This window comes from Priestia sp. YIM B13490 (assembly GCF_042787735.1).
GTDB classification, from domain to species: Bacteria; Bacillota; Bacilli; order Bacillales; family Bacillaceae_H; genus Priestia; species Priestia megaterium.
This window is the reverse complement of the sequence record NZ_JBHZOT010000003.1, coordinates 94,764-118,944: the sequence shown is the minus strand read 5'-3', so window position 1 is coordinate 118,944 and position 24,181 is coordinate 94,764. Positions and strand designations below refer to the sequence as shown.

Genomic DNA, 24,181 nt, shown 5'->3' with positions numbered 1-24,181 from the left:
CTATCCATCCTCTCTTAATGCAATCTCTACAGCCGTTCCTTTTCCCATCTCGCTTATGATTGTTATTTCTCCTCCATGAGCTTCTACAATCTCTTTTACAATTGATAAGCCTAATCCGTATCCTCCGCTTTTTCTCGAGCGAGATTTTTCTACTCGATACAGCTTGTCAAATACGTAAGGCAGATCTTGTTCTGGAATGCCTATTCCTTGATCTTTAAGGGTTATTGTCAATGATTCAACTGATTTTTTTACAATTACCTCAATTTTAGTTCCTTCTTTTGAATATTTCATTGCGTTATCAAGTAAATTGATAATCACTTGCTGAAATCTTTCAGGATCTAGTGAAATGTAAAGACTTTGAGGGCAGCTTATGTCAAGCTCCATCTCTTTTTCTTTTAAAGCTAAATGAAAATGCGCGCATATGGTGTGCAAATACGTAGCCAGTTCTACTTTTTGTTTTTGAATAAAAAACGTATGCTGATCCAGCTGCGCCAGCTGAAACAAATCTTTGACTAACTGTGAAATTCTTTCCGCTTCTTCTTCCACAATAGCAAGATATTTATCACGTTCTTGCGGTGTATTAGCAGGCCTTCTCGCAACGTCTGCATATCCCTTTAAATACATCAAAGGAGTCTGAAGTTCATGTGAAATGCTGCTTAAAAATTCATTTCTCTCTTTTCGTAACCGCTGCAGCTCATTTGCTAGCGACTGAATGGACATTCCTAATTGTCCAAGTTCATCTCTTGAATGAGCACCAAGCTTTACAGACAAATCCCCTTGACTCAGCTTCTCTGTTGCTTTTTTCATCTTGATTAAAGGAGCGGTTATAAATTTAGACAGAGCAAAAATAGTCACAATCGAAAATAAAATGGAAACAGCTCCCGCTACGTAAAAATGATGCTGTAGTCTCGCAATCATTTCGTGAATATCATTTGTGTTTTTGAACATATAAACCGTTCCGAACTGCTGACGGCCTTTTTCAATAGGTGATGCTGTGGCGATATAAGGTTTGCTTTTCCAGTCGCCTTGCATAATTTCACCTTTGTATGTAAGAGACTTTCCTTTCCATTTTTCTACTGCTTTTCTTGCACCTTGAATTAAAGGCCTAGACGAACTGATAATTTTTCCTGTTTTATCTGTTATGACAACATCAGTTTCTGCTTCAGATTCCATCAGTGCAACATGGTTAAGCGTAGCCGAATCATGATGCTTCTCTAATACTTCCCGGTGACTGTTTCCTCTTAAACGCAAACTTTCTAATTCCTCCGAAATTCGTGTGTTGGCAAGACCGCTATATAAGTAAAAAAAGAGAGCCGCTTCAATTAGTAAAATGAACATTAAAAATAAGAGTCCGAGCTTAATAGAAATTCGATTCATTTATTCACATCCTTTGCTTTCATTATAAAAGTAATAATTGAAGAAACTGTGCAGAATACAAATACGCCACAAAATAATTATCTTTATACTATGAAAAGTTTTCTAAGAAGAAGCTTCCTCTGTTGATACAACTGTACTGAATTGGTCAAATAAGCGTTATTCTCTGACATTTTACCATAGGTAGAAGGAACGGATACGTACGTACGCAGAACAGCATTTTAATGAACAAAAAAGGGATGTGAATGATCCCTATGGATACGCGTAAAAATGAAGGTTCTTTTAACTATCATTATTAAGCGAACTCTTTACTGTTTTTCTAATAAAAAAGGTTAATCAGCAAAAGCTAATTAACCTCGTTAAATAGTGCAATTTCACCCAGTTCTCTCAGTTGAACTGTCTCGTGTTACCTGCAAGTTTCCGGAGCGTTTTAATTTGTTCCACCCTACTTTTGTTCCTTTTAATGCAGCTAAAACTGCCTTCCAAGCTACCCATAGTAATAAGTAGCGATACACAATTCTTTGTATCACTAGAGCAATCAATGGTTTACTGCTTATTCGCTCTAATCTAAAGGCCACTAAGCAAACAAGAAAATCAACAATAAAGTAGCACCCGTATAGAAGAGACGAATGTTTCAGATCTCCAGTACATAGCCTCAAAACAAATAAAAGGTCTAAAAATGGTGCAAATAAAGGAAAAATGAATTGAAACAGCAGCATATTAGGAAGAGCCATAAAACCTAATGCTTTATGCTTGCGCCCTCCAAAAGCTCTTTTGTGCTTCCATAAGCACTGTAAAGTCCCAAAGTTCCAGCGATGGCGCTGTTTGAGAAAATCTTTACGCTTTTCCGGTGCTTCTGTATATGCACTTGCTTTCTCTTCAATTGAAATTTTATAACCGCTGCGCAATATGCGCAGAGACATGTCTGTATCTTCAGCTAATGTATCGGCCGTAAAATACCCTAATTCTTGAACAAGTTTTTTTCGCCATGCTCCTATTGCGCCTGGAACAACCGTCACGCAATTAAGCATGGAAAAAGCACGTTTCTCTAAATTAAAACCTGAAACATATTCAATATGCTGCCATGTTGTTAATAAATTACGGACATTTCCCACTTTGATGTTCCCAGATACTGCTCCTACTTTTTCGTCGTTAAAGTGTCTTACCATAAGCGATATAGCTTCAGGTGAAATAATGGTATCGGCATCAATTGACACAATAATATCTCCTTGTGCTTTTTGGATACCCAAATTGACCGCCTCAGCCTTTCCTCCGTTTTTCTTTCGAAGAAGACGAAACTTGTCATTGTTTTTAAAAGCTTCAGTAACAGCCTTTGACGTCCCATCTGTTGAACCATCATCAACCATAATAATCTCAAGATTTTGATAGGAACTCTTCAACACCGATTTAATTGTCCTGTTTATGACATTCTCTTCGTTGTAGGCGGCGATGACTACGCTGACTAAAGGCTGATATGAAGCATCAAACTGCAGTTTATCCGCTTTTCTTTTATGTTTAAGAGCGAGATAAAATACAATAAGCAAACGCAGTGTAAATACAATTAATGTTCCATAAAACAAAACGAAAAAAACAGTATGCAGTGCAGCAATATTCGCTAGAATCAATTTGATGTTTTGAATAATCGGATTCTCTGCTTTTAAAACAGCTGGCATTGTACTTTCCCTGCTTTTGTTAGTCAAATTACCTGCTGTTACAAATGTATATCCTTGCGCCTGAAGCTTTTCAATGATGTGAGGCAGTGCTTCTACTGTTGCTTCTCGGTTTCCTCCTCCATCATGAAGTAAGATAATATCACCGTTCTCTGCTTGCTTTATCACACGGTTTACAATTTCTTTACTATTTTTGGCTTTCCAGTCACTCGAATCAATATCGTAGTTAACCGTTATATATCCCATGTTCGTCGTATCCGCCATTTTTTGAAATGAAGCTGGGTCATATACCGTTTCATCGTAACCATTATAAGTGCTTTGATTATCTCCATACGGAGGACGATATAAAATAGATGAATGACCAGTTATACCTTGAATGACTCGTTCTGTTGCATTTACTTCATACTTTAGCTGATTTTTAGAAATATTGATTGTATTTGGGTGTGAAAACGTATGATTTCCAATTTCATGACCATCTTCATATACTTGTTTAACAATATCTTGATGAAATACTGCATTTTCACCAATCATAAAGAAAGTAGCTTTTACATTGTGAGCTTTTAAAATTTTTAAAATTTTCTCTGTGTATTTAGGATCTGGCCCATCATCAAATGTCAAAACAATTTCTTTGTTAAATATTTTGCTTAACCGCTCAATCTCAGGAGCTTGCGGAATTGCTGTGTACTCTTCCCCTGAAATAAATCCTTTCGAATCAAATGCAAAACGTCTTTCTCCTGGAGAAGCCTCTGTTTTTGCATGAAGTATGCTTCCTTCTCCATAATTGTAAGCAATTTCTCCATTTTTAACAGTCTGAATCTCACTTACCTTATGTCCTTTTACTACATCCCACACAGACGGGTCTTCCGTTCCCAGTCTCCATAAAGCAACTCCTTTGGCACCGCTTGATGAAGCAGCTTTCCACTGGTTATAAAATGTCACGCTGTCCAAAAACCATAGCTCATGCGTACCCGTTCCGTCTTTATAATTTACATACGGCGTTTTGCTTTCATCATCCCACTCAACATTCAAGTGGGCTTTTTGAGCCATTCGCATGACGTCTTCAAATGATACAACCTCTCCTCCTTGCTTGCTTTTTTCATCCCAGTCATATCCATAGTTTCCAAGACTAACAATCATCTTATCTTTTAACGATTTTGATAAATTGTTTTGATACCAAGAAAATGAAGCAATAGGACCTGGGCTTTGAAAGTGCTCGTCGTACATCATTAAAATCATACGGTCATTGTACTGTTCTAAACCCCTATAATCGAATGCTTTATTAGCTGGAGGCACATCCATAGTTACCATTAAGCCATCTTCATGGAAGGCTGTATAAAGTTTCTTCATAAAATCTGTTAGTAACTCTCTGTCGCTGCTTTTGATATTTTCAAAATCTATATTTACTCCATCATATCCATTCTCTTTAATTTGATGATGTAAATTATGTATGAGTTTGGATTGTTCCTGAGGAGATTGCAGCAAGCGGTGAACCGTTTGCTCATCCCATTTTCCATTTGACTCGTTTGTGAGCAGCGGTAAAACCTTTGTATGATGCTTTTTAGCAAAATCTCCGATATCTTTTTGAACACTGCTTTTTAATTCCAAGTTCGAATTTAATGAAAACCATTGAGGTACAAGAACGTCAATTTGGTCAATATTATTTTTTAATGAACGTTCACTATTTTTATCCCAATTAACATAGAACGCATAAACATCATTTTTGTTCACAATCCGGTTTTCTAAAAACTTTTTATGAGACTTATCTTCTGAAAAAGAAGTGAGCTGGCCGCTATCATTATCGGACGGATAAATAGTCGAAAATTCATTCTTTTCTTCAGTCCCCCATGTTGGCAAGATCGGATTAAAGTGAAGGCTTAAGCCTGAAACGAAAGCTGAAAAAAGAGTAAAAATAATTACGAGTATAAATAGACTTATAATAATATGCCATCGTTTTAAAGAACTAGTCTCAAAAATGAATTTTTTCTTACTTTTGTCCGTGTGCGAACCAGCCGTCTTCTCACCTCGCCTGTTCTTTTTGTTGAATCGTGTTGTTTGCACATGCATACCTGCTTTCTATCCTTTTTAGCTATGATGTAAAGGAAAAAACGTTTCTACCTCTGTTTTTGTATCCTCTACGTATTTTTATCACTTTCTCTACACTTTTTAGTTTGCTAGTAGAAAAAAGAGTGGAGATCGCGTTGTTTTTGTAAAAAGTCATATACTCAAAAGAGCGAAAACTTTTATACCCCTGTGCGTCTAACACTATAAGTTTTTCTGCAAACAAAAGGATAACAGAAGTAAATCAAGCGGTATATATGCTAATTTATCGAATTTAGAGATAACTTATGGAAGTGTAAGGCTTTACAGCTATATCTTTTTCTAGTTCTTATCTCGTCTTATTAGTTATTTAGACATGTATTTTTTTCATTTTCTTAAAGCTTCTAATAAAAGTAGTGTATTGCGTAGAGAACTCCTGCGTTTTTACCGTATTAAAAATTCCCAACCAGCTAAAGCACTAGACGATTTAAAGGTGACACAAATTAACTCATAATAAAAAGCATGTTCTCCAGGGAGAACATGCTTTTTATTTAACAATGATAACAGGACATTCTGCAGATTGAGCAACTTCGTGACTTACACTTCCTAAAAATGTCTCTTTAACAAAGCCCTTTCCTTGACTTCCTATTATAATGACGTCTTGTTGATTGTCATGTGCGTATTCGATAATTTTCTTTGAAGCGGTGCCCTCTAAACCGTATGCCTCATATGGAATACCTGATTGAGTTAAATGATTATGAGCTTCAGATAAAATATCGCGGTTTTCTTCTTCTATCAGTGCGTCTAAGTCAACGCTAAAAACAGGCTGCTGCAAGTGAATTCTTTCCTTAATATGTACAATTGTCAGCTTATTAGCATTTACGCTTTTAGCTAGTTTACTTGCATGTTGAATAGCACGAATAGAAGGTGCCGAACCGTCAAAGGCGACTAAGATTTTGTTATACATATAAAGAACCCTCTCTCTTTTTGTTCTTTCGTGATGCGATGCCATCTAGATGCTGTAGATGATAAAGCAAAAAATAATAAAGTAAGAGACTTCTTGATTTTTGCTTTATCACCCATACTATACTTTTACCGCTTTCAGAAAAAACAAAACATTTATCCGTTTTTTTCCATATAAAAAGCCTTTGCTCACTAGAAGCAAAGGCTGATCGTTTATGTTAGTAGGTTATTTAACAAACTTCTTTTAACTCTTCAGTTAAACGTAAAAAAGTTTCTTTATCTCTTTTTTCTAAAGACTGATCAATTTGCAGTAAAAGCTGTGCTTTTTTAAAGTCACGAAGAGATTTGTTTAGCACTAGTTGAGCTGCTGTCGCGTCTGATACTTTTACTTCTTCTTGTGTCATTTTGCGGGACGTATAGTTTTCCATTACAAGTCAACTCCTCATCCTTTTCGCTATTATATAAGAAATCATATAATTATTCAAATATTTTTTCTTATTTTTCATTTTAAATGTGCTTCTCATAATGAGGTTTGGACATAACTAAATCATTTTAATCCAAAGGCGAGCGAATTGAATTGATTTCCGTGCAGGGCTTTGCTTTCCGCGGGCGTCTTCGCCTTGCCCTCCAATCAACAGCTAGAAGCAACAGAAGATACAAAATCCACGTTCACCATCACCATGAAAAAACCCGAACGAGTTAGATCCTTTATCAAGAATCTCGATTCATCGTTCGGATTTTCCTTCAACTAAAATACTTTTGTCTCAGCCTCTTGATATCACAACCACTCTGGACATGAAGAACCTCGAGGAACCAGAACCGTCTTATATTCCCCTGGAGTTTCGGACATTTCGATTTGTTCTGTAAGCCCTTGGTACAATCCTAAAGGTGTTTGGGCTGTAAAGAGATCCGGTGCAATGTACTCGTGCTTTTCTGATGAACCAGCTGTTTGATGAGCATATGCTTTGTCATAAATGCCCATTGATAAAATCCATAAAGATACGTGATCCAATGATACACGCACGCGGTAGCTGCCTCCTTCTTTTGCTCTTCTTTCCAGTGCCATTAAAGCACCGACTTCAAGCAGCCAAGAAACCGCATAATCATTGACAACTACAATAGGAGGCAGCTTAGGATTTTCTGGCGATCCTTCTAACGCCATGACTCCCGTTACGCTTCCCGCTGTTTGGTCAAATCCATTTCTTTTTGCCCACTCTCCTTGCGTTCCATGCAGGTTAACGGTGCAGTGGATGATTCCTGGTTTTAGTTCTGCACACTCTTCAGCGGTTAGACCGTATCTCTCTAGAAATCCGTATCGACGGTTCGCAAAAAAGATATCGGCTTCTTTTAGAAGTTCAACCATTTTTTCTTTTCCTTCTTTTTCACCAATATCTAGCGTTGAAGAGCGCATACCGACATTAGACGTAGCGTAAATCGTATCATGCTCCCAATCCGTTGGCTTCCAAATATTTAACACGTCCGCACCGTGTAAAGCGAGCGCTCTACCAAATCCTGCTCCTGCAATAACATGACCAAGGCCTAATGCTCGAACACCATCTAGCGGCGTTTTAGGATTCTTTGAAAAAGGAATCGGCTCACTTTCTCCAATCTTTTCAATTTCAATTAAAGGAAGCTGCGCTATTTCTTCATACACGGACTCATTCATAAACTCTTCAATTGTCCGCACAACAGGCATGATAACTCCTCGCTCCGCTGCAGCTTTCTCTAATTCTTCTGCATTCCAACCGCGAATTGCTTTTGCCACTACATCAGGGTCTTCTATACAATTTAACAACTTTAGCGTTTCATGCTTAGAGCGTGGATATGGATTCAGCGGCATCACCCATTTGTCATCTTTTGTTTGATAAAAGCGAAAGCCTAATGGGTTATATGGATCATTTGCTTTACTTGGTGCGTACCCATTAAGCTTTTCCCATTTTTTATCGTAAAAAGGTGATAATCTTCGGATCGCTTTTCGTAAATCCATATGAATATCTTGACCTTTTCCTCCGCGTATTCTCCAAATTTTTGAGACAGCTACTGATTTAGCAACTAGTGCAATTGCTGCTGCTGAGGCAAGACGCAGCGTACTAGGAACAACCGGATCTTCTCCGTAAAATGTAATGTTTCCTCCGCTGTCTTTTGCTGATAAGCCGACTCCTTGAAGCACATTTTCCAGCTCTTGATAGATATCAAAATCACTATTATCTGTTAAACGATTTTCATTTGCTTTCACAATAGATTTTGTTAGCTGATCTTTCGTAATGTTGCTCACGTATAGTCCCTTCTTTCCTCTTATAATTACCTCATTATGTCCCTGCTTGCTGAAGTTATGCCCTCGTCGAGTTAAATTAAAACACTCCAAATATAACCTTTACGTTAACGTTAATATTATCTTAAAACGAATGTATCATATATCACTTATGCGAACAAATAATTTGTTTCATAGACAAACAAAAGCGCTTTATGTTTTTGTACATAAAGCGCTTTTGTTCTACTTCATATTTTCTTTTTTGAACTACTTTTCAATCGGTTTTTTTAATGCATGTAAATTTTCTTCTGCAGAAAGCATGACTTGGTTCATAATATCTTCTGCATCTTTAATTGCTTGGTTATAAAAGTGGGGACCGATATGTTCTTTAATAAACTCTAATACATTTTCCGCTGCAAATTCACTGATTTCTTCATCTCGTTCGTTATAAAAAAACGTTTGAATTTCATTCAGCATTTTATCTTTGTCTTCTTTTGAAAAATTAATAAACATAAACAAAACTCCTCTTTACACTGATATCTGTCTACCTGACATCATAGCAAGAGGAGCTGAGAAAATGCAGTCTTTTTTTCTTGTTGTTTTTGTGTACAATGCTTGTGCTGATTTGAATTAGCTAGACACTTTCATAGCAGGTTTTTCTTTTATGCGGCTTGAGCGCTTTTTCATATCTTGTAAAATTTCTAAATATCTCTTTTCCGTCAACTCATATTTTACGAGTGGGACAAGTGATAACAAGCAAAGGATGCCTGGAATGATCGTAAAGATTAAAGCAATCCAAATGAGTGTGCTGTGTGACTGAATTTGATTTGGCACATACCCTACCGCTGAAAGGATGTACCCGCCTACTGCTCCACCCACTGCTGAAGCAACCTTTGTTTTGAAAATATTCGTAGAAAACACCATTCCTTCCGCTCGGTTCCCTGTTTTCCATTCGCCGTATTCTACACAGTCAGCGAGCATAGATGTTTGAGCAATGTTGCTAACTCCACCGCCGAAAGAAGCTAAAAAACTTAAAATCATCACCGGCATAACGTGAAAACCGGTTGCAAACATTGTAAGAGTAGCTACAGCATTTAGGGCAATTCCCCCTATTGCTGCGCGTTTCTTTCCAAATTTATTTGAAATGAAAGGAGACGCGATTGCTCCTACAATTTGTGCTGTGAAAAATAAGGTTAAATAAAGAGACGCGATATTCTCTGCATTTAAATTGTATTTAAAATAGTAAATAGAAAACGTAGTTCGAATTGTTAAAATCGTTTCAACTAAAAGCATCGAGAAAATTAGATAACGCAACGGTTTATTTTGAATAAATAAGTTCCAAACTGCTTTTGGCGTCTGCTTTTCCTGTCTTTTTACGGTATAGTTTTCTTTTACTCCTGAAAATGTAATAATCATTGTAATCATTAAGATACACGCATAAATAAGACTCAGCATAAACCAGTTCCCAAAATAATGAGCTAGTGGAAGAGTTAATAAACTAGCAAATAAAGACCCTACTGCTGCAATGGTTCTAGGAAACGCCACTACTTTATTTCGTTCTTTTACATCTTGTGTAATCGTTGCTGAAAGCGACCAGTAGGGAATATCCATAATAGCAAAGCTTGTTCCCCATGCGATATAGGTGATATAAGCGTAAATTAATTTTCCTGTATGAGAAAGATCAGGACTAATAAAACACGCGACTGTAGCAACAGCTGCAAAAAATCCGCCTATTAAAAGATAAGGCCTAAACTTACCAAATCTCGTTTCTGTATTATCAACAATCATTCCGATAATAATGTCTGCAATCCCATCCCATATCCTAGCAATAAGAAATAAAGTTCCTACAGCTGCGGCATTTAATCCTACGCTGTCCGTATAAAAAATCATTAAATATGTACTTGTTAATGCATAAATAATATTGTTTCCAAAGCTGCCCATTCCGTATGATAGTACGGTTTTCAGAGAAACTTTTGACTGTACCCCCATGCTCATATACCCTAACTCCCTTCTCCTATAAAACGCTTTCATATCATATTATAAGTGGCTAGAATCTCATTGCTTTATGAGATTCTAGTCTCCTGTTGCTACTACATGTTTTCTACAACTCGACTTTCGTAAGGCTGCAGAACAATATCTTTAAATACTTTTACTTCTGGCGTATGGTTCATAAGGAAGTAATAACTTTTCTCTCCAAGCTTGCGAGGATATACTTCAATCCCCTCTTCACTTTCCGTATGCTCAATATGCTGCTGTTTTACAATATCAAGCGCAATTTTTTCAAACGTTTGCCCTTCAATTCCACAGCCTACATAATAAACCGTTCCGCGACCAAACTGATTTTTTGTTACAGCGGCTTGACTATAAAATGGATCATCATACTCATACAGAACTTCAGCTGTTACAGGTGTGACAATGTCTCTCCACACGGACGCACTTGACTGCTCTCCTTCATACGGTCCTACCCCTTTAATAGCTGCTTTTTGAGTAGAAGACAGTGCTTCGACTTCCTGAATTTCAATTCCCGTTATTTCTTTTACATATCCGGGCAGCGTCTGTTTAAAGTGAATATTATTTTGTTTGTCTTTAATGCCGGTTCTAAACGTAAAAATGATGACGCCGCCGTTTTCAGTAAATTCAGTAAATCTTTTACCTAGTTCTTCATCAATGATCTGCAAAGCCGGAACAACCAGTACTTTATAGCTTGAAAAATCTCTCGAAGCAGGAATAACATCAATAGGTGTATTCAACTTATAAAACGGTGTATATCCTCGAAGCAGCTCTTGCGTAAAGTCAAATCCTTCACTTTGCTGCTGAAAGCGCCATGACCATATATTTTCATAGTCATATAAAACGGCAATATCCGATTTAATATCAGACTTCAGTACATGTTCGTAATGAACGATTTCACTAAATAACGACTGAACTTCTTTGTAGCGTCTTCCATAATGATTATCGTGACCTACAACTCCATAGCAGTACTGCTCGGCTCCTCTTGTCATTCCGCGCCAACGGAAATACAGCATATTCGTACATCCATGAGCAAACGCCTGATAAGACCACATTTTTGCTTGGTTAGGTCGCGGAAGATAACCGATGATATCATGACCTTGGGCGCCCATTAATTCCTCTACAATCCAGAAGTTTTTATGTAGCAAACCTCTATTAAAATCATGCCCTAGTGCAATATGAGCCGGGGTAATGGGCTCTGTTTGACCGCCCCATACCGGATAATTGTCATAAGATACAAAGTCCATTACTTCTAGATTTTCTTCATGATCAAACCATTTATCAAAAAAGCCCCCTGATACGTTCGTTGTCAACAGCTGGTGATCACCTTTATATTTCTTCACAATCGCCGTTTGTTCGTGAGCGTATCTGTTTAACGAAAAAGAACGAAAGCGCGCCCAGTCAAGCTTTAGCGAAGGGCTGTGTGTCGTAATTGTTTTTACGGGCATAGGCACTTCAGTAAACTCGTTATATGTTTGTCCCCAGAAAATAGTGCCATACTTTTCATTTAGCTCATTGATATCTTTATATTTTCTTTCCAAAAACTGCTGAAACTCTTTATGGCATTGTTCGCAGTAACACATGTCACTGCCTTCATGGCCAAATTCATTGTCAACTTGCCATGCTACGATTGCTTCTTCTGAGCAGTAGTGCTTTACGAGTTGTTCTGTAATCTGAGCGCTATACTTCCGATAAAGAGACGAATTAAAACAATATTGACGTCTTCCTCCAAAGGCTCTGACCGCCCCGTTTTCATCTTTCGATAAAATAGAAGGATGCTGCTTCGCAAGCCAAGCCGGAAAAGTGGCAGTAGGCGTACCAAACATAACATCAATATTCTGTTTTTTAAGCTTATTGATAACGCTATCAAAAAAGGAAAAGTCATATTCACCTTCTTTAGGCTCCATTAGATGCCAAGCAAACTCTCCTATTCTTACCATGTTTGATCCTAGCTCTTTAATGCCTTGGATATCTTCTTCTATCATATTCTCTGGCCAATGTTCAGGGTAATAATCGACACCGATGTACATTTTTCTCTACTCCTATCTATTTCTTTATTTCATTAAATGAACGATTTGCTGCTACTTGTTAAGCTCTACTCGGAAACGGTGATCAAAAGCAAAAAAATCATATTTATTTTCTTCATAAATAAATTTCTATTCAACTTTCAAGATACATACTTCCTAATCTTTTAAAACGCTTACAAGTTTATTTTATGAACTTTATTCAAAATATTCAATGGTAAAAATTTAGAGAAAAACATCCTTTTTTTGCTCTTTATTAAAATAAAGAATAAAACGCTTACAAAGACAAATGTTTTTATAATTCTTATATATATCTTCCCTCACACTTTCCATATCCACATTTAGGTAATAAATTGCTCGGAAAACAAGCATCAAAAGTTATTTCTTTCATCCATGTTATCTATCAATTAGTAAGAATCATTTGACCTATCTATAAAATAGTAAAAATTACAGAGCAGGTTTTTACCATTATTAACACATTAAACCTACGTTCACCATCCCAACAAAAAAAGACCGCACAATTAATCAATAAGCTCGATTAATTGTGCGGATACTTCTTGGGCTAAAATATTTTTTGTTCCGCCTTTTACTTGCAGCTGATTATAAACACAGCTTTTACCGGTTTGTGTTCATGCAGCTTCCATTTATACAAAGTTCTTCAAACACAGGATCCTTTACATTTTCCATTAATAATGGTGTTGCAACATGCTGGAAACTAGAATGACGAATCGTTAGGTTTGTGACAGGAGAACGTTCATAGGCTCGAATCCATAAGCCGTATTTGCCTCCGTTGCTTTGCAAGTTTTCTATGTTGATATTCCGAACGACGGGCGTAAAATTCCCTGTGTCTCCTTCTTCATAGTACATGTCTATTTGAATCACTTCACTGCCTACGCTTTTGACCGTATTGTTGCTAAAGTCGATATCTTCAATCGTTCCGCCGCGAACTGAATTTGTTTTAATCCGCAACGCCCGGTCTAGATTGGGACTGTCCATAACATTATGCTGAGCAAATACGTTCCGGACGCTTCCTGATATTTCGCTGCCGATCACAACGCCCCCGTGGCCATCTTTCATTTCGTTTCCTTCAATAACAATATTTTCACTTGGTACGTTGATTCTTCTCCCATCTGCATTACGCCCCGACTTAATCGCAATACAATCATCTCCATTGTCAAAATAAGAATCTTTAATAAGCACATTTTTACTCGATTCAGGGTCTACTCCATCATTATTAGGACCGTGACCTATAATTTTTACATCATCAATTAAAATGTTCTCGCTTAAGACGGGATTGATTTGCCACATTGGCGAATTTAAAATGGTTACACCTTTTATCATGATATTTTTACTGTGATAAGGCTGAATAAAACTAGGTCTCAAATAGTGCCCTTTACCAAATACGCGCTCTTTAACAGGAACTTTCTCTTCTGCCATTTTAAACAGCAAATCGCGATCTTGCTGCTGACTCGGCTCGCCTTCTTTCCATCCAAACTCCTTTTTTCCTTTCCAGGGCCACCAATGTTCGTTATCCCCCTGTCCATCTAACGTACCTTCTCCTGTAATCGCAATATTTTTTTCGTTATACGCATAGATAAGCGGTGAATAATTATATAGCTCCACGCCTTCCCATCTTGTTAAAACAGCAGGTAAGTATTTTTCAGGATTTTGACTAAACTTAATCGTAGCTTTTTTCATTATATGAAGATTTACATTACTTTTTAAATAAATCGCACCGGTAACATAAGTTCCTGGTGGGACAACAACGCGCCCTCCTCCTGCTTTGTTAGCCGCTTCGATTGCTTTTTTAAAAGCAGCCGTTGAATCAGACTTTCCATTTCCTGCTGCTCCGTACTGCTTAACATTAAACGTACGGTTTGGAAATGAAAGAGGCTGAATTTGTTCTTTAACTGCTGTTATTTTTTCACTTGCTGAAAGAGATTTCCCTTGGGCAGAAAACGGTAAAATAAGCATAAGAGTCATCACAAACAAACAAAGCACATATTTTTTCACTAGCTTTTCTCCTTTCGTTTAACAATCTAGTAACCGACTTATTTATAAAGTAACGCCTGTTTTAAAAATGGCCATTTCTCTAAAATCATTTTTTTCATTATTTACAAGCTCTCCGCTAGAAACTCTAATCATGTACTCAATAAAGCTTTCTAACGTATCTTCTTCTGTGTCACCTTCAACCAGCACTCCTCCGTTAAAATCAATCCAGTGCGGTTTTTTGTTATAAAGAGCGGTGTTTGTGGAAATTTTCATAGTGGGCACAAACGTTCCAAACGGCGTTCCTCTTCCCGTTGTAAACAGTACAATATGACACCCTGAAGCGGCTAAAGCAGTTGAGGCAACTAAATCATTTCCAGGAGCACTTAGTAAATTTAAACCGTTAATTTGTAAACTGCCTCCGTACTTTAACACGTCTACGACTGGGGCCGTGCCTGCTTTTTGAGTGCAGCCAAGTGATTTATCCTCTAATGTTGTAATACCGCCTGCTTTATTACCGGGAGAAGGATTTTCATACACCGGCTGATTGTGATTGAGAAAGTACGTTTTAAAATCGTTAACAAGATCAACAATTTTGTTAAATGTTTCTTCATCAACGGCTCTTTCCATGAGCAAGGTTTCTGCTCCAAACATTTCAGGCACTTCCGTCAAAACCGTTGTGCCTCCTTGAGCAATGAGCCAGTCGGAGAATTTGCCGAGCAGCGGATTTGCTGTAATACCTGATAACCCATCTGAGCCACCGCATTTAAGACCTACTTTCAGCCTTGAAATATCAACGTCTTCTCTTTTATCGTCTTTAGCAGCATCATAAATTTCTTTTAGCAAAGCGACTCCTGCCTCAATTTCATCCTCGACGTCTTGAGATTGTAAAAACTTCACTCTGCTTTCATCAATTGTACCTAGCGCTTGTTTAAATTCTGTTAAGCTATTATTCTCACATCCAAGTCCTAACACTAAAACTCCTCCAGCGTTTGGATGCTGTACCATTCTCGTAAGCATGGTTCTTGTATTACGGTGATCGTCACCGAGCTGAGAACATCCGTAATTGTGTTTTAGAACGGTTACATGCTCAAAAGGCGAGAGATCCCCTATTTCTTTTTGAAACTGTTTAATCATTTGTTCGGCTATACCGTTGACGCACCCTACCGTTGGAACAATCCAAAGCTCATTTCTAATTCCAACATCTCCGTTTTTGCGGCGATATCCTTTAAACGTTAGCGATTGTTTTTTTTGTTTAGGAACTGCTAATTTTTGATGAAACTTATATTCATTAACGTCGTTTAAATTTGTTTTTGCGTTATGCGTATGCACCCACTCACCAGGTGAAATAGAATAAGTCGCATGCCCGATTGGAAAGCCATATTTTATAATGTTGCCGCCCGCTGAAATTGGCGTAAGAGCTATTTTATGGCCCCGTTTTACTTCTTCTTTTAGAGAAATTTCTTTTCCATCAACCATAAGGTTCTCTTGTGCTAAAAAATCTCGTAAAGCTACTGCTACATTATCTCCCTGATGAATACGAATTACTTCTTTCATATGCTTCACCTCTTACTGTTTAGTTGCGGTTACATAGAGAATTTCTTTCATCGCCTGTTTCATTCCGACAGTTTCAATAGCTAAGACTCCATTTGTTACGGCTTCTGTTAAGCTAGGAATCATATTTAAATCCTCTCCCCAATGCTCTTTATATCCCAGCACTTCTTTTACAATGTAAGAAATGCTTTTTTCAGTACCGTCATACGTATTCCAAAGAGATTCATACATTTCTAGAACTGCGGGGTCATCTGATAGTTCAATTTTTTCTCCTTCTCTTTTTCCTTTATAAAAAGAAATGAGGGCACTGAGAGAAAATGTAAGCAAAGTAGGTAGCGCTCCGTGCTTTTCAACGTACTCTTTAAGAGTTGGGATGTTTCGCATTTTAAACTTTGTCATGCTGTTCAAAGAGATGCTCATTAATTCGTGATGAATAAACGGATTTTGAAACCGTTCTAATGCAGATTTAGCAAATGACAAGGACTCTTCTTCCGAAACTGGTAAACTAGGAATAATTTCTTCATATAGACACTTTCGAATAAACGTTCCAATTACTTCATCTTCGACTGCTTCTCTGACCGTATTTAGTTGCGCTAAATACGCAACAGGCATCGTTGCAGTATGAATACCGTTTAAAATTCTGACTTTCTGCAGCGCATACGGTGCAATATCGTTCACAAATTTCACATGTAAACCAGCTTCTTCCGCGGGAAACTCCTCTTTTACCCACTCTGGTCCCTCAATAACCCATAAGTAAAATGGCTCTGCAATCACAAAAAACTCATCTTCATAACTCAGTTCATTGAGCGTATTTTCATCATTTGGATAACCTGGCACAATTCGATCAACAAGCGTGCAGCAAAAAGCGTTTGCTTCGTGTATCCACTCGGTAAACTTCTTTTCTAAATTCCATTTGTCGGCATAACGTAATACCATTTTCTTTAACAAATCCCCGTTTCGCTCTACTAATTCACAAGGAAAGATAATAAGCCCCTTTGTGGGGTCTCCTTGAAAAGCTTTAAAGCGCTTATATAGAAATGCTGTGACTTTACCTGGAAAACTCTTTTGCGGTGCATGTTCCAAGCGGTCTTCTTCTAAAAATGCGATGCCTGCTTCTGTTGTATTAGAAATAAGAAATCTTAGCTCTTCTTTCTCCGCTAATTGCATATAAGCCTCATAATCTTCATATGGATTTAGACCGCGGCTAATAGATTCAATTACTTCATGTTCTTTGAGTGCTTTACCGTCTTGAATTCCTTGAAGAGAAACCGTAAACAAACCGTCTTGCTTATTCAATTTACCTGCATTTCCGGTGATTCTCGGATTGACAGCTACTATACTGCCTTTAAATGCAGTGCGTTTGTTCATTTGATGAATTTGCCAATCAGCAAACCCTCTTAGAAATACGCCTTCTCCAAACTGCAGAACTTTTTCTGGGTATATACGTGTGTTAGCTTGCATCTGGCGGTTTAACTTCATGTTAGCATCTCCTTCTTTGCACACATTAACATTGTTATTTTTATAGATTTTTATATTATTTTAACTCCAAAAATGTTAACGTTAACATTTTTGGGCCGGTTATACTAAATAACCGGCTACATAGATGAGCGTGACTTCACAGACTGGCGAACCATTAATTCGGTATTAATTAAAACTTTATTTTGCAGCATATTTTTGTCATCTTTGTTCATTAATGATAAAACTGCTTCTGCTCCGGTCATGCTGATTTTCTCGATTGGTCTTTTAACGGTTGTTAGTGAAGGAGTGGTGTATTTGGCTAATTCAATATCATCAAATCCAATAATTGATATATCATTGGGTACGTTTAGCCCAGACTCGAATGCGGCATTCATAGCACCGATTGCCATATCATCATTTGAACAAAAAACAGCAGTAGGCGGTTGCTTCAACCTTAACAGTGCTTTCATTCCTTCATATCCGCTTTGCATATCGTAATTTCCTTGAATCATATACTCTTGGCGAATGGAAACATTATGATCAATTAACGAGTTAAGAAATCCTTCCTTACGCTGTTGAGTTGATTTAAAGCCTTCTATTCCTTCTATGATTGCGATATGTCTGTGACCTAATTCAATCAAATACTCGCCAGCTTTGTAAGCTCCTTCTTTGTCATTAGACAAAATATTAATAATTGATGAATCATCAACTTGGCGATTGAGCACAATCAACGGGATGCCTTTCTCTACTACGTTATATATAAAAGTGTTATCACGATCGCTTTGACTCATTAAAATAATCGCATCAAAGCGTTTATTATTGATGTACGTATAATCATCGTAATCGTCAATGCCTCTTACAAATAAATTATACTGAACATCAATTACTTTACTTACCCCTCTAATACTATCCACTAAAAAACTTGGTGATGTACCGTTTGCCATGCTCGTAAAAAACAGTCCAATTGTATGAGATTTTTGAAGAACTAAATTTTTCGCATGGTAGTCAGGAATATAGTTAAGCGTATTTGCAATATCTAAAATTTTCTTTTTTGTTTTTTCTTTAATAAGCGGACTATTGTTTAATGCACGTGAAACCGTTGTATGTGATACGTTTGCTAGTTTTGCAATATCCTTAATTGTAACACCCATTTCATTTACCTTCCTTTAATGAATCAGTATCGATTTTTATTATAAGGATATCACAACTTAGTAGGAATAATAAGCAAATGGTGAATGTTATGACAGTTTTGACTAAGACCTAGCATGAATATCTTGGACAATCTCCGCGTGTTTCTTATCCGTTAGCTTATACATAAAACCAATAATCACTGCAGCAATGGATAAAGCAATAGCAGGATATAGTAACAGTAAACTTTTAATCCCCACTAATGTACCTGCCTTTTGTGCCACGTTTGGGATATACCCAACTAACCCTAAACCAATACCTGATAAGAAGCCGGATAGCGACTGAGCGAGCTTTCGAGAAAAGTTGAACAGTGAATACGTTGTGCCTTCTTTTCTTTCGCCTGTTTTCCATTCACCATAATCAATGATATCTGATACAAATGCCCATGTAATCCCGTTAGGAATGCTGATACCTATAAAAGCAATACTTGCTAAAATCGTAAAAATTACGACGTTAGAAGGCATAAAGAAATTTACTGTGTCCGCTGCAATACTGATTCCTAAGCCAATCATTGCCGCCTGCTTTTTTCCAAATCGGCTAACAAGCTTTGGCAGCATAATGACTCCTAGAAAGGATGAACCAATAATAATAAAGTTCATGTAAGCCATCAATTTAACATTTCCTAAATTATATTGTGCAAAGTAAATAAGCATAGCTGATTTAATATTGTAAGCTGAAATGGTAAATACCGTCATAAATACTAAAATTAAAAGAGGTTTGTTACTTACAAACGTTTTAAAAATAGACTTGACTGATAATTTTTCTTTTGGACTCTCTTTTACGACAATGCGTTCTTTGCAGTTGCGATAACATACATAAAAAGCGATTATTCCAATGACCGACATAATCCCCATGACAACGGGATAACCGATTTTTTCATTTGGAAATAACAGAATGAGCGGTACAACAGCAATGCTGGTTACAAACAGTGCACCTAATGATCCTGTTTGACGAAAAGCAGCAAGAGACGTGCGATCAGAAGTATTTTGAGTCATGGATGCGCCTAGCGATCCGTATGGAATATTGACAAATGAATAGCCAATTCCCCAGATCATATAAGAAGCGTACGCATAAATTAATTTACCCGCCGGTGAAAGGTTTGGAGAAATAAAAGTGAGTACGGTTAAAATGGCCAACACCATACTTCCGAATAGTAAATACGGTCGGAATTTCCCTTTAGCACCTATGTTTTTTCGGTAATCAATAGACGAACCAACAATTGGGTCACAAACTGCCGCAAATAACTTACTTACTAGAAAAATCCCTCCCGCAGCTGCGGCAGGGATGCCTGCCACATCTGTAAAGAACTTCAACAAATACAACTGCCCTAAATCAAACATGAAACCGTTACCAAAATCACCCATACCATAAGATGTTTTTTCTTTTACACTAAGATTTTTCTCTTCTACTTTTATTTCAATCTTTCTTTCAGTTGCCACAACACTCATGGTAATCCCCCTTCTCCCCTTGCAATTCTTTAAACTATTTTGCGTGTTTATTTTTGCAGCGTATAGGCAGGAAAGCTAAAGTAGTCTTTAGCATTTTCATAACATATTCCTTTTACAATTTGCTCAAGCAGCTGTTGGTCATTAGGCATTTCTCCTTCTTCTACCCACGTACCGATTAAGCTGCATACTAGTCTTCTGAAATATTCATGCCTTGTATATGAAAGAAAACTTCGGGAATCCGTTAACATACCAATGAAACGACTAAACAACCCAATATTTGATAACGCTTTCATTTGTTCTAACATACCTTCTCTTTGATCATTAAACCACCAAGCCGTGCCGAGCTGCAGTTTGCCAGGGATGCCGTCTCCTTGAAAGCTTCCAATTATACTTGCTAATACATAATTATCTTTTGGATTTAACGAATATAAAATCGTCTTTGGCAAACTATTTTGTACGTCCATTTGATCGAGAAGCTGTACGAGAGGCTCTGCCACTTGTCCATCATACATCGAGTCATACCCTGTATCCGGCCCTAACTGGTGAAACATTTTTGTGTTATTGTTTCTAAGAGCATGAAGGTGAAATTGCATTGCCCAACCTAGCTCATTATACAGCTTCCCTAAAAAGATTAACGTATATGACTTGTATTTACTTTCTTCTTCAGTACTTACACCTTCACCTTTTAAGGCTTTTAAGAAAATCTCTGAAACTTCTTCTTTTGAAGTCTTCGTATATACCATTTTGTTTAGTGCGTAATCAGATAAACGTCCTCCCATGGAATGGAAAAAACGAGCTCGACTTTCAAGAGCTTTTAACAAATCATCATAGGTGTGAATGGAATGATGTGAACAATCTTGCAGCTTTGCAATCCAGTTCTTAAACCCTTCTTGATTGATTTCAAGCCCTTTATCCGGACGAAAGCTTGGAAGTACTTGGGTCTCAAACTCTTGCACATCTCTTAGTTTCATATGATACTCTAATGAATCTGTTGGATCATCCGTTGTACAAATAACTTTTACGTTAGAACGTGTAATAAGATCTCTTGCACCGAACTCACCGCTGCGTAATTTCTCATTTGCTTTTTCCCAAATAAACGGTGCCGTATGTTCATTTAATATTTCATCAATATCAAAGAAACGCTTTAACTCTAGATGCGTCCAATGATATAGCGGATTCCCAATTGTCATCGGAACTGTTTTAGCCCACGCGAGAAATTTTTCATAGTCACTCGCTGATCCTGTTATCTTTTCTTCTTCAATTCCGTTGGCTCTCATCAGTCTCCATTTATAGTGATCTCCATCTAGCCAAACGTTAGTTAACGTTTCAAACTGTTTATTCTCATAAATTTCCTGTGGGTTTAAGTGGCAGTGATAATCAATAATGGGCATATCTTTTGCGTAAGTATTATACAAGTGTGCGGCTGTTTCATTTGTTAATAAAAAATTGTCATCCATAAACTTTTTCATTCCTATTCACTCCTTCATTTTTTGTTAACGTTAACAAAGTTACATAAATTGATGAATAATCTTATTTATAGATAACTATATTAATAAGATTTAATCTTCAACACCATAAATGTTAACGTTAACATTTTATTTAATTCTATTACTTCTTTCTAAATTTTACAACAATTTATCTTTATATTTTTCAATTTTTTTCTCTCTTTATTTTCATATGCTGATTCTTCATTTTTAAAAAAACAGGATTTATGACATGTTTCCATAAGAATTAAAGCAAGTTGTTTCACATAAAGCTTATACAAGGTTAATAAGGCGAACAAGCTGTCTTTAATGCTATAATTAACTTCGTATGCATCACTACTAGCATTTAAATCATACATAGCCGCTGCACCTTATTTTCGTATCATTTAAAATAAAGGAATTTTAAAGAGAAAAGTGAATAGTATAAACATACACTTTATTTATTATCTCTTTTTAATTTTCATATATTCATTGCTTTTAAAGGAGAGGATATCATGCCAGGAGCCACAAGCATGGTCGTAATCGGGATTACTGCCTTAATTGTATTTGGCCCAAGTAAATTGCCGGACATAGGACGAGCATTTGGACATTCCCTGCGAGAATTTAAAAATGCAGCGGAAGGAATTATACAGGATGACGACAAAAAAACTCCAGAGGATACCACTGAAAATAAAGAGGAAAAATCCTAATTTTTATGTAAATAAAAGTTATACAGACTAAAAAGCCCACTTTTCACGTGCAGTGGGTTTCTTTTTTGATGTATGATAGTAAAAAATAGTAAAGAAAGAGGGTAACTTTTTGTTTAAATCGAAACTGCATTTTTGGACATTAGAACTATTAATGATTGCTTTACTGATTTACATTTGTAAACATATTTCGTTTGTTTTTCTACCAATCGGTGTGTTTATCTCCACTTTATTTTTCCCTATTCTCGTAGCTGGTTTTCTTTTCTTTTTATTCGAACCAATTGTGTCATTTCTCACAAGAAAAAAAGTGCCAAAAACACTGGCCATCTTATTATTATACGTTGTTTTTATCGGCGTAATTGCTTCTATTGTAGGCGGTGTGGGACCTACTTTATCTAAACAATTAACTGATTTGGCTAAAAATATTCCGTCTTATATTGTAGAAACGAGAGAGTACATAAATGATTTATCTAACGCAAGATGGTTTAACTGGCTCGTTGAACAAAAATATGTGTCCCTCGATCATATTGAAGAGTCACTTTTAAACTACGCGTCTACTTTACCTACGAATCTCACAAACAGTATTTCATCTGTTTTAAGCGTCGTAACAAATATTACACTTACGGTTGTAACCGTTCCTTTCATTCTTTTTTATATGCTTAAAGACAGCCATAAACTTCGTAAAAATACGCTGCGTATGGTTCCTGCTTCTTACCGAAAAGAAACGTTACGTACAATGAAAGAAACAACAAATACGCTAGCTACTTATATTCAAGGCCAAATGCTCGTTTGTTTATTTGTCGGTATTAGTACATTCATTGGTTACCTCATCATCGGGTTACCCTATGCATTGATACTCGCACTAATAGGAGCCCTTACTAATATTATCCCGTACGTCGGCCCTTTTATTGGCGTAGCACCTGCTTTAATCGTAGGTTTATTATACTCTCCTACAAAAGCGATATTAGTAATTATCGTCGTCGTAATCGTTCAACAGCTAGATGGGAACATTATTTCTCCGCTGGTAATTGGAAAGAAATTAAACACTCATCCTTTAACAATTATTATTTTATTGCTTGTTGCTGGTAATATTGCAGGAATACTCGGAATGATCTTAGCGATTCCGGCTTATGCTGTAACAAAAACAATTGTGATAAATATTGTAAGAATGATTCAATTCAGAAACAAATCTGTCAAATTGTAAAATGCCGAGGCAATCCAATAGAAGCTGATAAAAAAGCATTTTAGTTGAAGTTAAATCCGAACTATTAATCTGATTAATAGTTCGGATTTTTTGTTGTCATATTGAACATAGGGTTTGTGCAGCTGCTTCTAGCTGTTGATTGGAGGGCAAGGTGAAGACTTCTGCGTGAAAAACGGAAGTCTTCAACGGAACTCAACAGCGGTGTCACAAGCGGTTCAGCTCCTTTATCTCATTTGTTCGTCTTTAGATTGGGGTAATTTCTTTATGTCCTAATGTCTTTTATCTTCCCATGGGTTCAGCACTGACACACCATCAGGTGATTTCCATCCGGATCTTTAAATGTAAACCAATGATTGTGTTGAATTCCTGTCGTTAGCTCTACTTTTTTCTGCTTCATATATTCATAAGCTTCTTTGATATCGTTTGTATTCAAATGAAAAGCTGGCGTTTTAAAAAGCGTATTTTTTGAATAAGTTTTGCTATCTAATACAATCCCTGTTCCATTCATAGGTATCACATATAAATGATCATATAAAATGTCTCCATCTGCTATCAAACCTAGTATGTCACAATACCAATCTCGTGCTTTTTTTGTGTCCTTTACAGGAATAAAAACCGTGCCTACTTCATTTAATATAGGGTTCATTTATGACCTCCGGTATGGGTTTAGTAGTTTTACAACGTATTCTCTTTTGATCGCTGATATCCTTTTATTTTGAGATACTTTCTATCAGTCCATTAAACTCGGTAGCAGAATTAGCGGTCTTGCAGACACGGTTATCCTCCATACATAAGCTACACGGCAAATATATATGCTACATGACTAAATGTAGATTACTAA

19 protein-coding genes are annotated in these 24,181 nt (G+C 36.8%); 2 read left to right on the top strand and 17 right to left on the bottom strand.

The window, feature by feature from the left end; all coding sequences use genetic code 11:
- From ACFX4R_RS10450 to ACFX4R_RS10380, 15 genes are all read right to left on the bottom strand, one after another.
- Nucleotides 1-1,377 (bottom strand): sensor histidine kinase, encoded by a 1,377-nt coding sequence (locus tag ACFX4R_RS10450; RefSeq protein WP_043981961.1) that lies wholly within the window; start codon nucleotides 1,375-1,377, stop codon nucleotides 1-3.
- A 371-nt stretch (nucleotides 1,378-1,748) separates the two neighbouring features.
- Nucleotides 1,749-5,102, bottom strand: a complete 3,354-nt coding sequence (locus ACFX4R_RS10445) for a trifunctional glycoside hydrolase family 18/polysaccharide deacetylase/glycosyltransferase family 2 protein (protein WP_377569520.1) — start codon at nucleotides 5,100-5,102, stop codon at nucleotides 1,749-1,751.
- A 526-nt stretch (nucleotides 5,103-5,628) separates the two neighbouring features.
- A complete protein-coding gene (locus ACFX4R_RS10440; RefSeq protein ID WP_043981960.1) occupies nucleotides 5,629-6,048 on the bottom strand; it encodes a universal stress protein in 420 nt (139 codons plus the stop codon).
- A 226-nt stretch (nucleotides 6,049-6,274) separates the two neighbouring features.
- Nucleotides 6,275-6,472 carry an IDEAL domain-containing protein gene (locus ACFX4R_RS10435; RefSeq protein ID WP_013056608.1) on the bottom strand — a complete coding sequence of 66 codons (198 nt, stop codon included), beginning with the start codon at nucleotides 6,470-6,472 and terminating at the stop codon, nucleotides 6,275-6,277.
- A gap of 350 nt (nucleotides 6,473-6,822) precedes the next feature.
- On the bottom strand, nucleotides 6,823-8,319 hold the full coding sequence (locus ACFX4R_RS10430) for a CoA transferase (RefSeq protein ID WP_377569518.1): 1,497 nt from the start codon (nucleotides 8,317-8,319) through the stop codon (nucleotides 6,823-6,825).
- Between the two features lie 243 nt (nucleotides 8,320-8,562).
- Complete coding sequence (locus ACFX4R_RS10425) at nucleotides 8,563-8,808, bottom strand: DUF2164 domain-containing protein (RefSeq protein ID WP_013082790.1); 246 nt, start codon at nucleotides 8,806-8,808, stop codon at nucleotides 8,563-8,565.
- A gap of 117 nt (nucleotides 8,809-8,925) precedes the next feature.
- Entirely contained in the window at nucleotides 8,926-10,290 is a 1,365-nt protein-coding gene (locus ACFX4R_RS10420) for a glycoside-pentoside-hexuronide (GPH):cation symporter (RefSeq protein WP_043981959.1), read from the bottom strand.
- A gap of 95 nt (nucleotides 10,291-10,385) precedes the next feature.
- Nucleotides 10,386-12,335, bottom strand: a complete 1,950-nt coding sequence (locus tag ACFX4R_RS10415) for a beta-galactosidase (RefSeq protein WP_377569516.1) — start codon at nucleotides 12,333-12,335, stop codon at nucleotides 10,386-10,388.
- Between the two features lie 609 nt (nucleotides 12,336-12,944).
- A complete protein-coding gene (locus tag ACFX4R_RS10410; protein WP_377569514.1) occupies nucleotides 12,945-14,342 on the bottom strand; it encodes a glycoside hydrolase family 28 protein in 1,398 nt (465 codons plus the stop codon).
- A 42-nt stretch (nucleotides 14,343-14,384) separates the two neighbouring features.
- Nucleotides 14,385-15,875: a UxaA family hydrolase gene (locus ACFX4R_RS10405; RefSeq protein WP_043981957.1), complete on the bottom strand. Its 1,491-nt coding sequence runs from the start codon at nucleotides 15,873-15,875 to the stop codon at nucleotides 14,385-14,387.
- 12 nt (nucleotides 15,876-15,887) lie between these two features.
- Nucleotides 15,888-17,351 carry a tagaturonate reductase gene (locus tag ACFX4R_RS10400; protein ID WP_377569512.1) on the bottom strand — a complete coding sequence of 488 codons (1,464 nt, stop codon included), beginning with the start codon at nucleotides 17,349-17,351 and terminating at the stop codon, nucleotides 15,888-15,890.
- 116 nt (nucleotides 17,352-17,467) lie between these two features.
- Complete coding sequence (locus ACFX4R_RS10395) at nucleotides 17,468-18,481, bottom strand: LacI family DNA-binding transcriptional regulator (RefSeq protein WP_043981955.1); 1,014 nt, start codon at nucleotides 18,479-18,481, stop codon at nucleotides 17,468-17,470.
- A gap of 102 nt (nucleotides 18,482-18,583) precedes the next feature.
- Nucleotides 18,584-19,966 carry a glycoside-pentoside-hexuronide (GPH):cation symporter gene (locus ACFX4R_RS10390; RefSeq protein ID WP_377569510.1) on the bottom strand — a complete coding sequence of 461 codons (1,383 nt, stop codon included), beginning with the start codon at nucleotides 19,964-19,966 and terminating at the stop codon, nucleotides 18,584-18,586.
- A 47-nt stretch (nucleotides 19,967-20,013) separates the two neighbouring features.
- Nucleotides 20,014-21,435, bottom strand: coding sequence for a glucuronate isomerase (gene uxaC, locus ACFX4R_RS10385; RefSeq protein ID WP_377569508.1), 1,422 nt, complete (start codon nucleotides 21,433-21,435; stop codon nucleotides 20,014-20,016).
- Nucleotides 21,436-21,584: 149 nt separating this feature from the next.
- Complete coding sequence (locus tag ACFX4R_RS10380; protein ID WP_043981950.1) at nucleotides 21,585-21,809, bottom strand: hypothetical protein; 225 nt, start codon at nucleotides 21,807-21,809, stop codon at nucleotides 21,585-21,587.
- Between the two features lie 135 nt (nucleotides 21,810-21,944).
- Here ACFX4R_RS10380 and ACFX4R_RS10375 point away from each other — a divergent pair, with 135 nt between their 5' ends.
- Nucleotides 21,945-22,139: a twin-arginine translocase TatA/TatE family subunit gene (locus tag ACFX4R_RS10375; RefSeq protein WP_043981948.1), complete on the top strand. Its 195-nt coding sequence runs from the start codon at nucleotides 21,945-21,947 to the stop codon at nucleotides 22,137-22,139.
- A 109-nt stretch (nucleotides 22,140-22,248) separates the two neighbouring features.
- On the top strand, nucleotides 22,249-23,340 hold the full coding sequence (locus ACFX4R_RS10370; RefSeq protein WP_377569506.1) for an AI-2E family transporter: 1,092 nt from the start codon (nucleotides 22,249-22,251) through the stop codon (nucleotides 23,338-23,340).
- Between the two features lie 73 nt (nucleotides 23,341-23,413).
- Here ACFX4R_RS10370 and ACFX4R_RS10365 read toward each other — a convergent pair whose 3' ends face one another.
- On the bottom strand, nucleotides 23,414-23,548 hold the full coding sequence (locus tag ACFX4R_RS10365) for a hypothetical protein (protein ID WP_255255766.1): 135 nt from the start codon (nucleotides 23,546-23,548) through the stop codon (nucleotides 23,414-23,416).
- An 87-nt stretch (nucleotides 23,549-23,635) separates the two neighbouring features.
- A complete protein-coding gene (locus ACFX4R_RS10360) occupies nucleotides 23,636-23,986 on the bottom strand; it encodes a VOC family protein (RefSeq protein WP_043981946.1) in 351 nt (116 codons plus the stop codon).
- Nucleotides 23,987-24,181 lie beyond the last annotated feature (195 nt).

Coding starts and splice junctions, on each gene's coding strand:
- ACFX4R_RS10450 (WP_043981961.1), bottom strand. CDS start 1,377: ATGAATCGAATTTCTATTAAGCTCGGACTCTTATTTTTAATGTTCATT.
- ACFX4R_RS10440 (WP_043981960.1), bottom strand. CDS start 6,048: ATGTATAACAAAATCTTAGTCGCCTTTGACGGTTCGGCACCTTCTATT.
- ACFX4R_RS10435 (WP_013056608.1), bottom strand. CDS start 6,472: ATGGAAAACTATACGTCCCGCAAAATGACACAAGAAGAAGTAAAAGTA.
- ACFX4R_RS10425 (WP_013082790.1), bottom strand. CDS start 8,808: ATGTTTATTAATTTTTCAAAAGAAGACAAAGATAAAATGCTGAATGAA.
- ACFX4R_RS10420 (WP_043981959.1), bottom strand. CDS start 10,290: ATGAGCATGGGGGTACAGTCAAAAGTTTCTCTGAAAACCGTACTATCA.
- ACFX4R_RS10415 (WP_377569516.1), bottom strand. CDS start 12,335: ATGTACATCGGTGTCGATTATTACCCTGAACATTGGCCAGAGAATATG.
- ACFX4R_RS10405 (WP_043981957.1), bottom strand. CDS start 15,875: ATGAAAGAAGTAATTCGTATTCATCAGGGAGATAATGTAGCAGTAGCT.
- ACFX4R_RS10400 (WP_377569512.1), bottom strand. CDS start 17,351: ATGAAGTTAAACCGCCAGATGCAAGCTAACACACGTATATACCCAGAA.
- ACFX4R_RS10395 (WP_043981955.1), bottom strand. CDS start 18,481: ATGGGTGTTACAATTAAGGATATTGCAAAACTAGCAAACGTATCACAT.
- ACFX4R_RS10390 (WP_377569510.1), bottom strand. CDS start 19,966: ATGAGTGTTGTGGCAACTGAAAGAAAGATTGAAATAAAAGTAGAAGAG.
- uxaC (WP_377569508.1), bottom strand. CDS start 21,435: ATGAAAAAGTTTATGGATGACAATTTTTTATTAACAAATGAAACAGCC.
- ACFX4R_RS10380 (WP_043981950.1), bottom strand. CDS start 21,809: ATGTATGATTTAAATGCTAGTAGTGATGCATACGAAGTTAATTATAGC.
- ACFX4R_RS10375 (WP_043981948.1), top strand. CDS start 21,945: ATGCCAGGAGCCACAAGCATGGTCGTAATCGGGATTACTGCCTTAATT.
- ACFX4R_RS10360 (WP_043981946.1), bottom strand. CDS start 23,986: ATGAACCCTATATTAAATGAAGTAGGCACGGTTTTTATTCCTGTAAAG.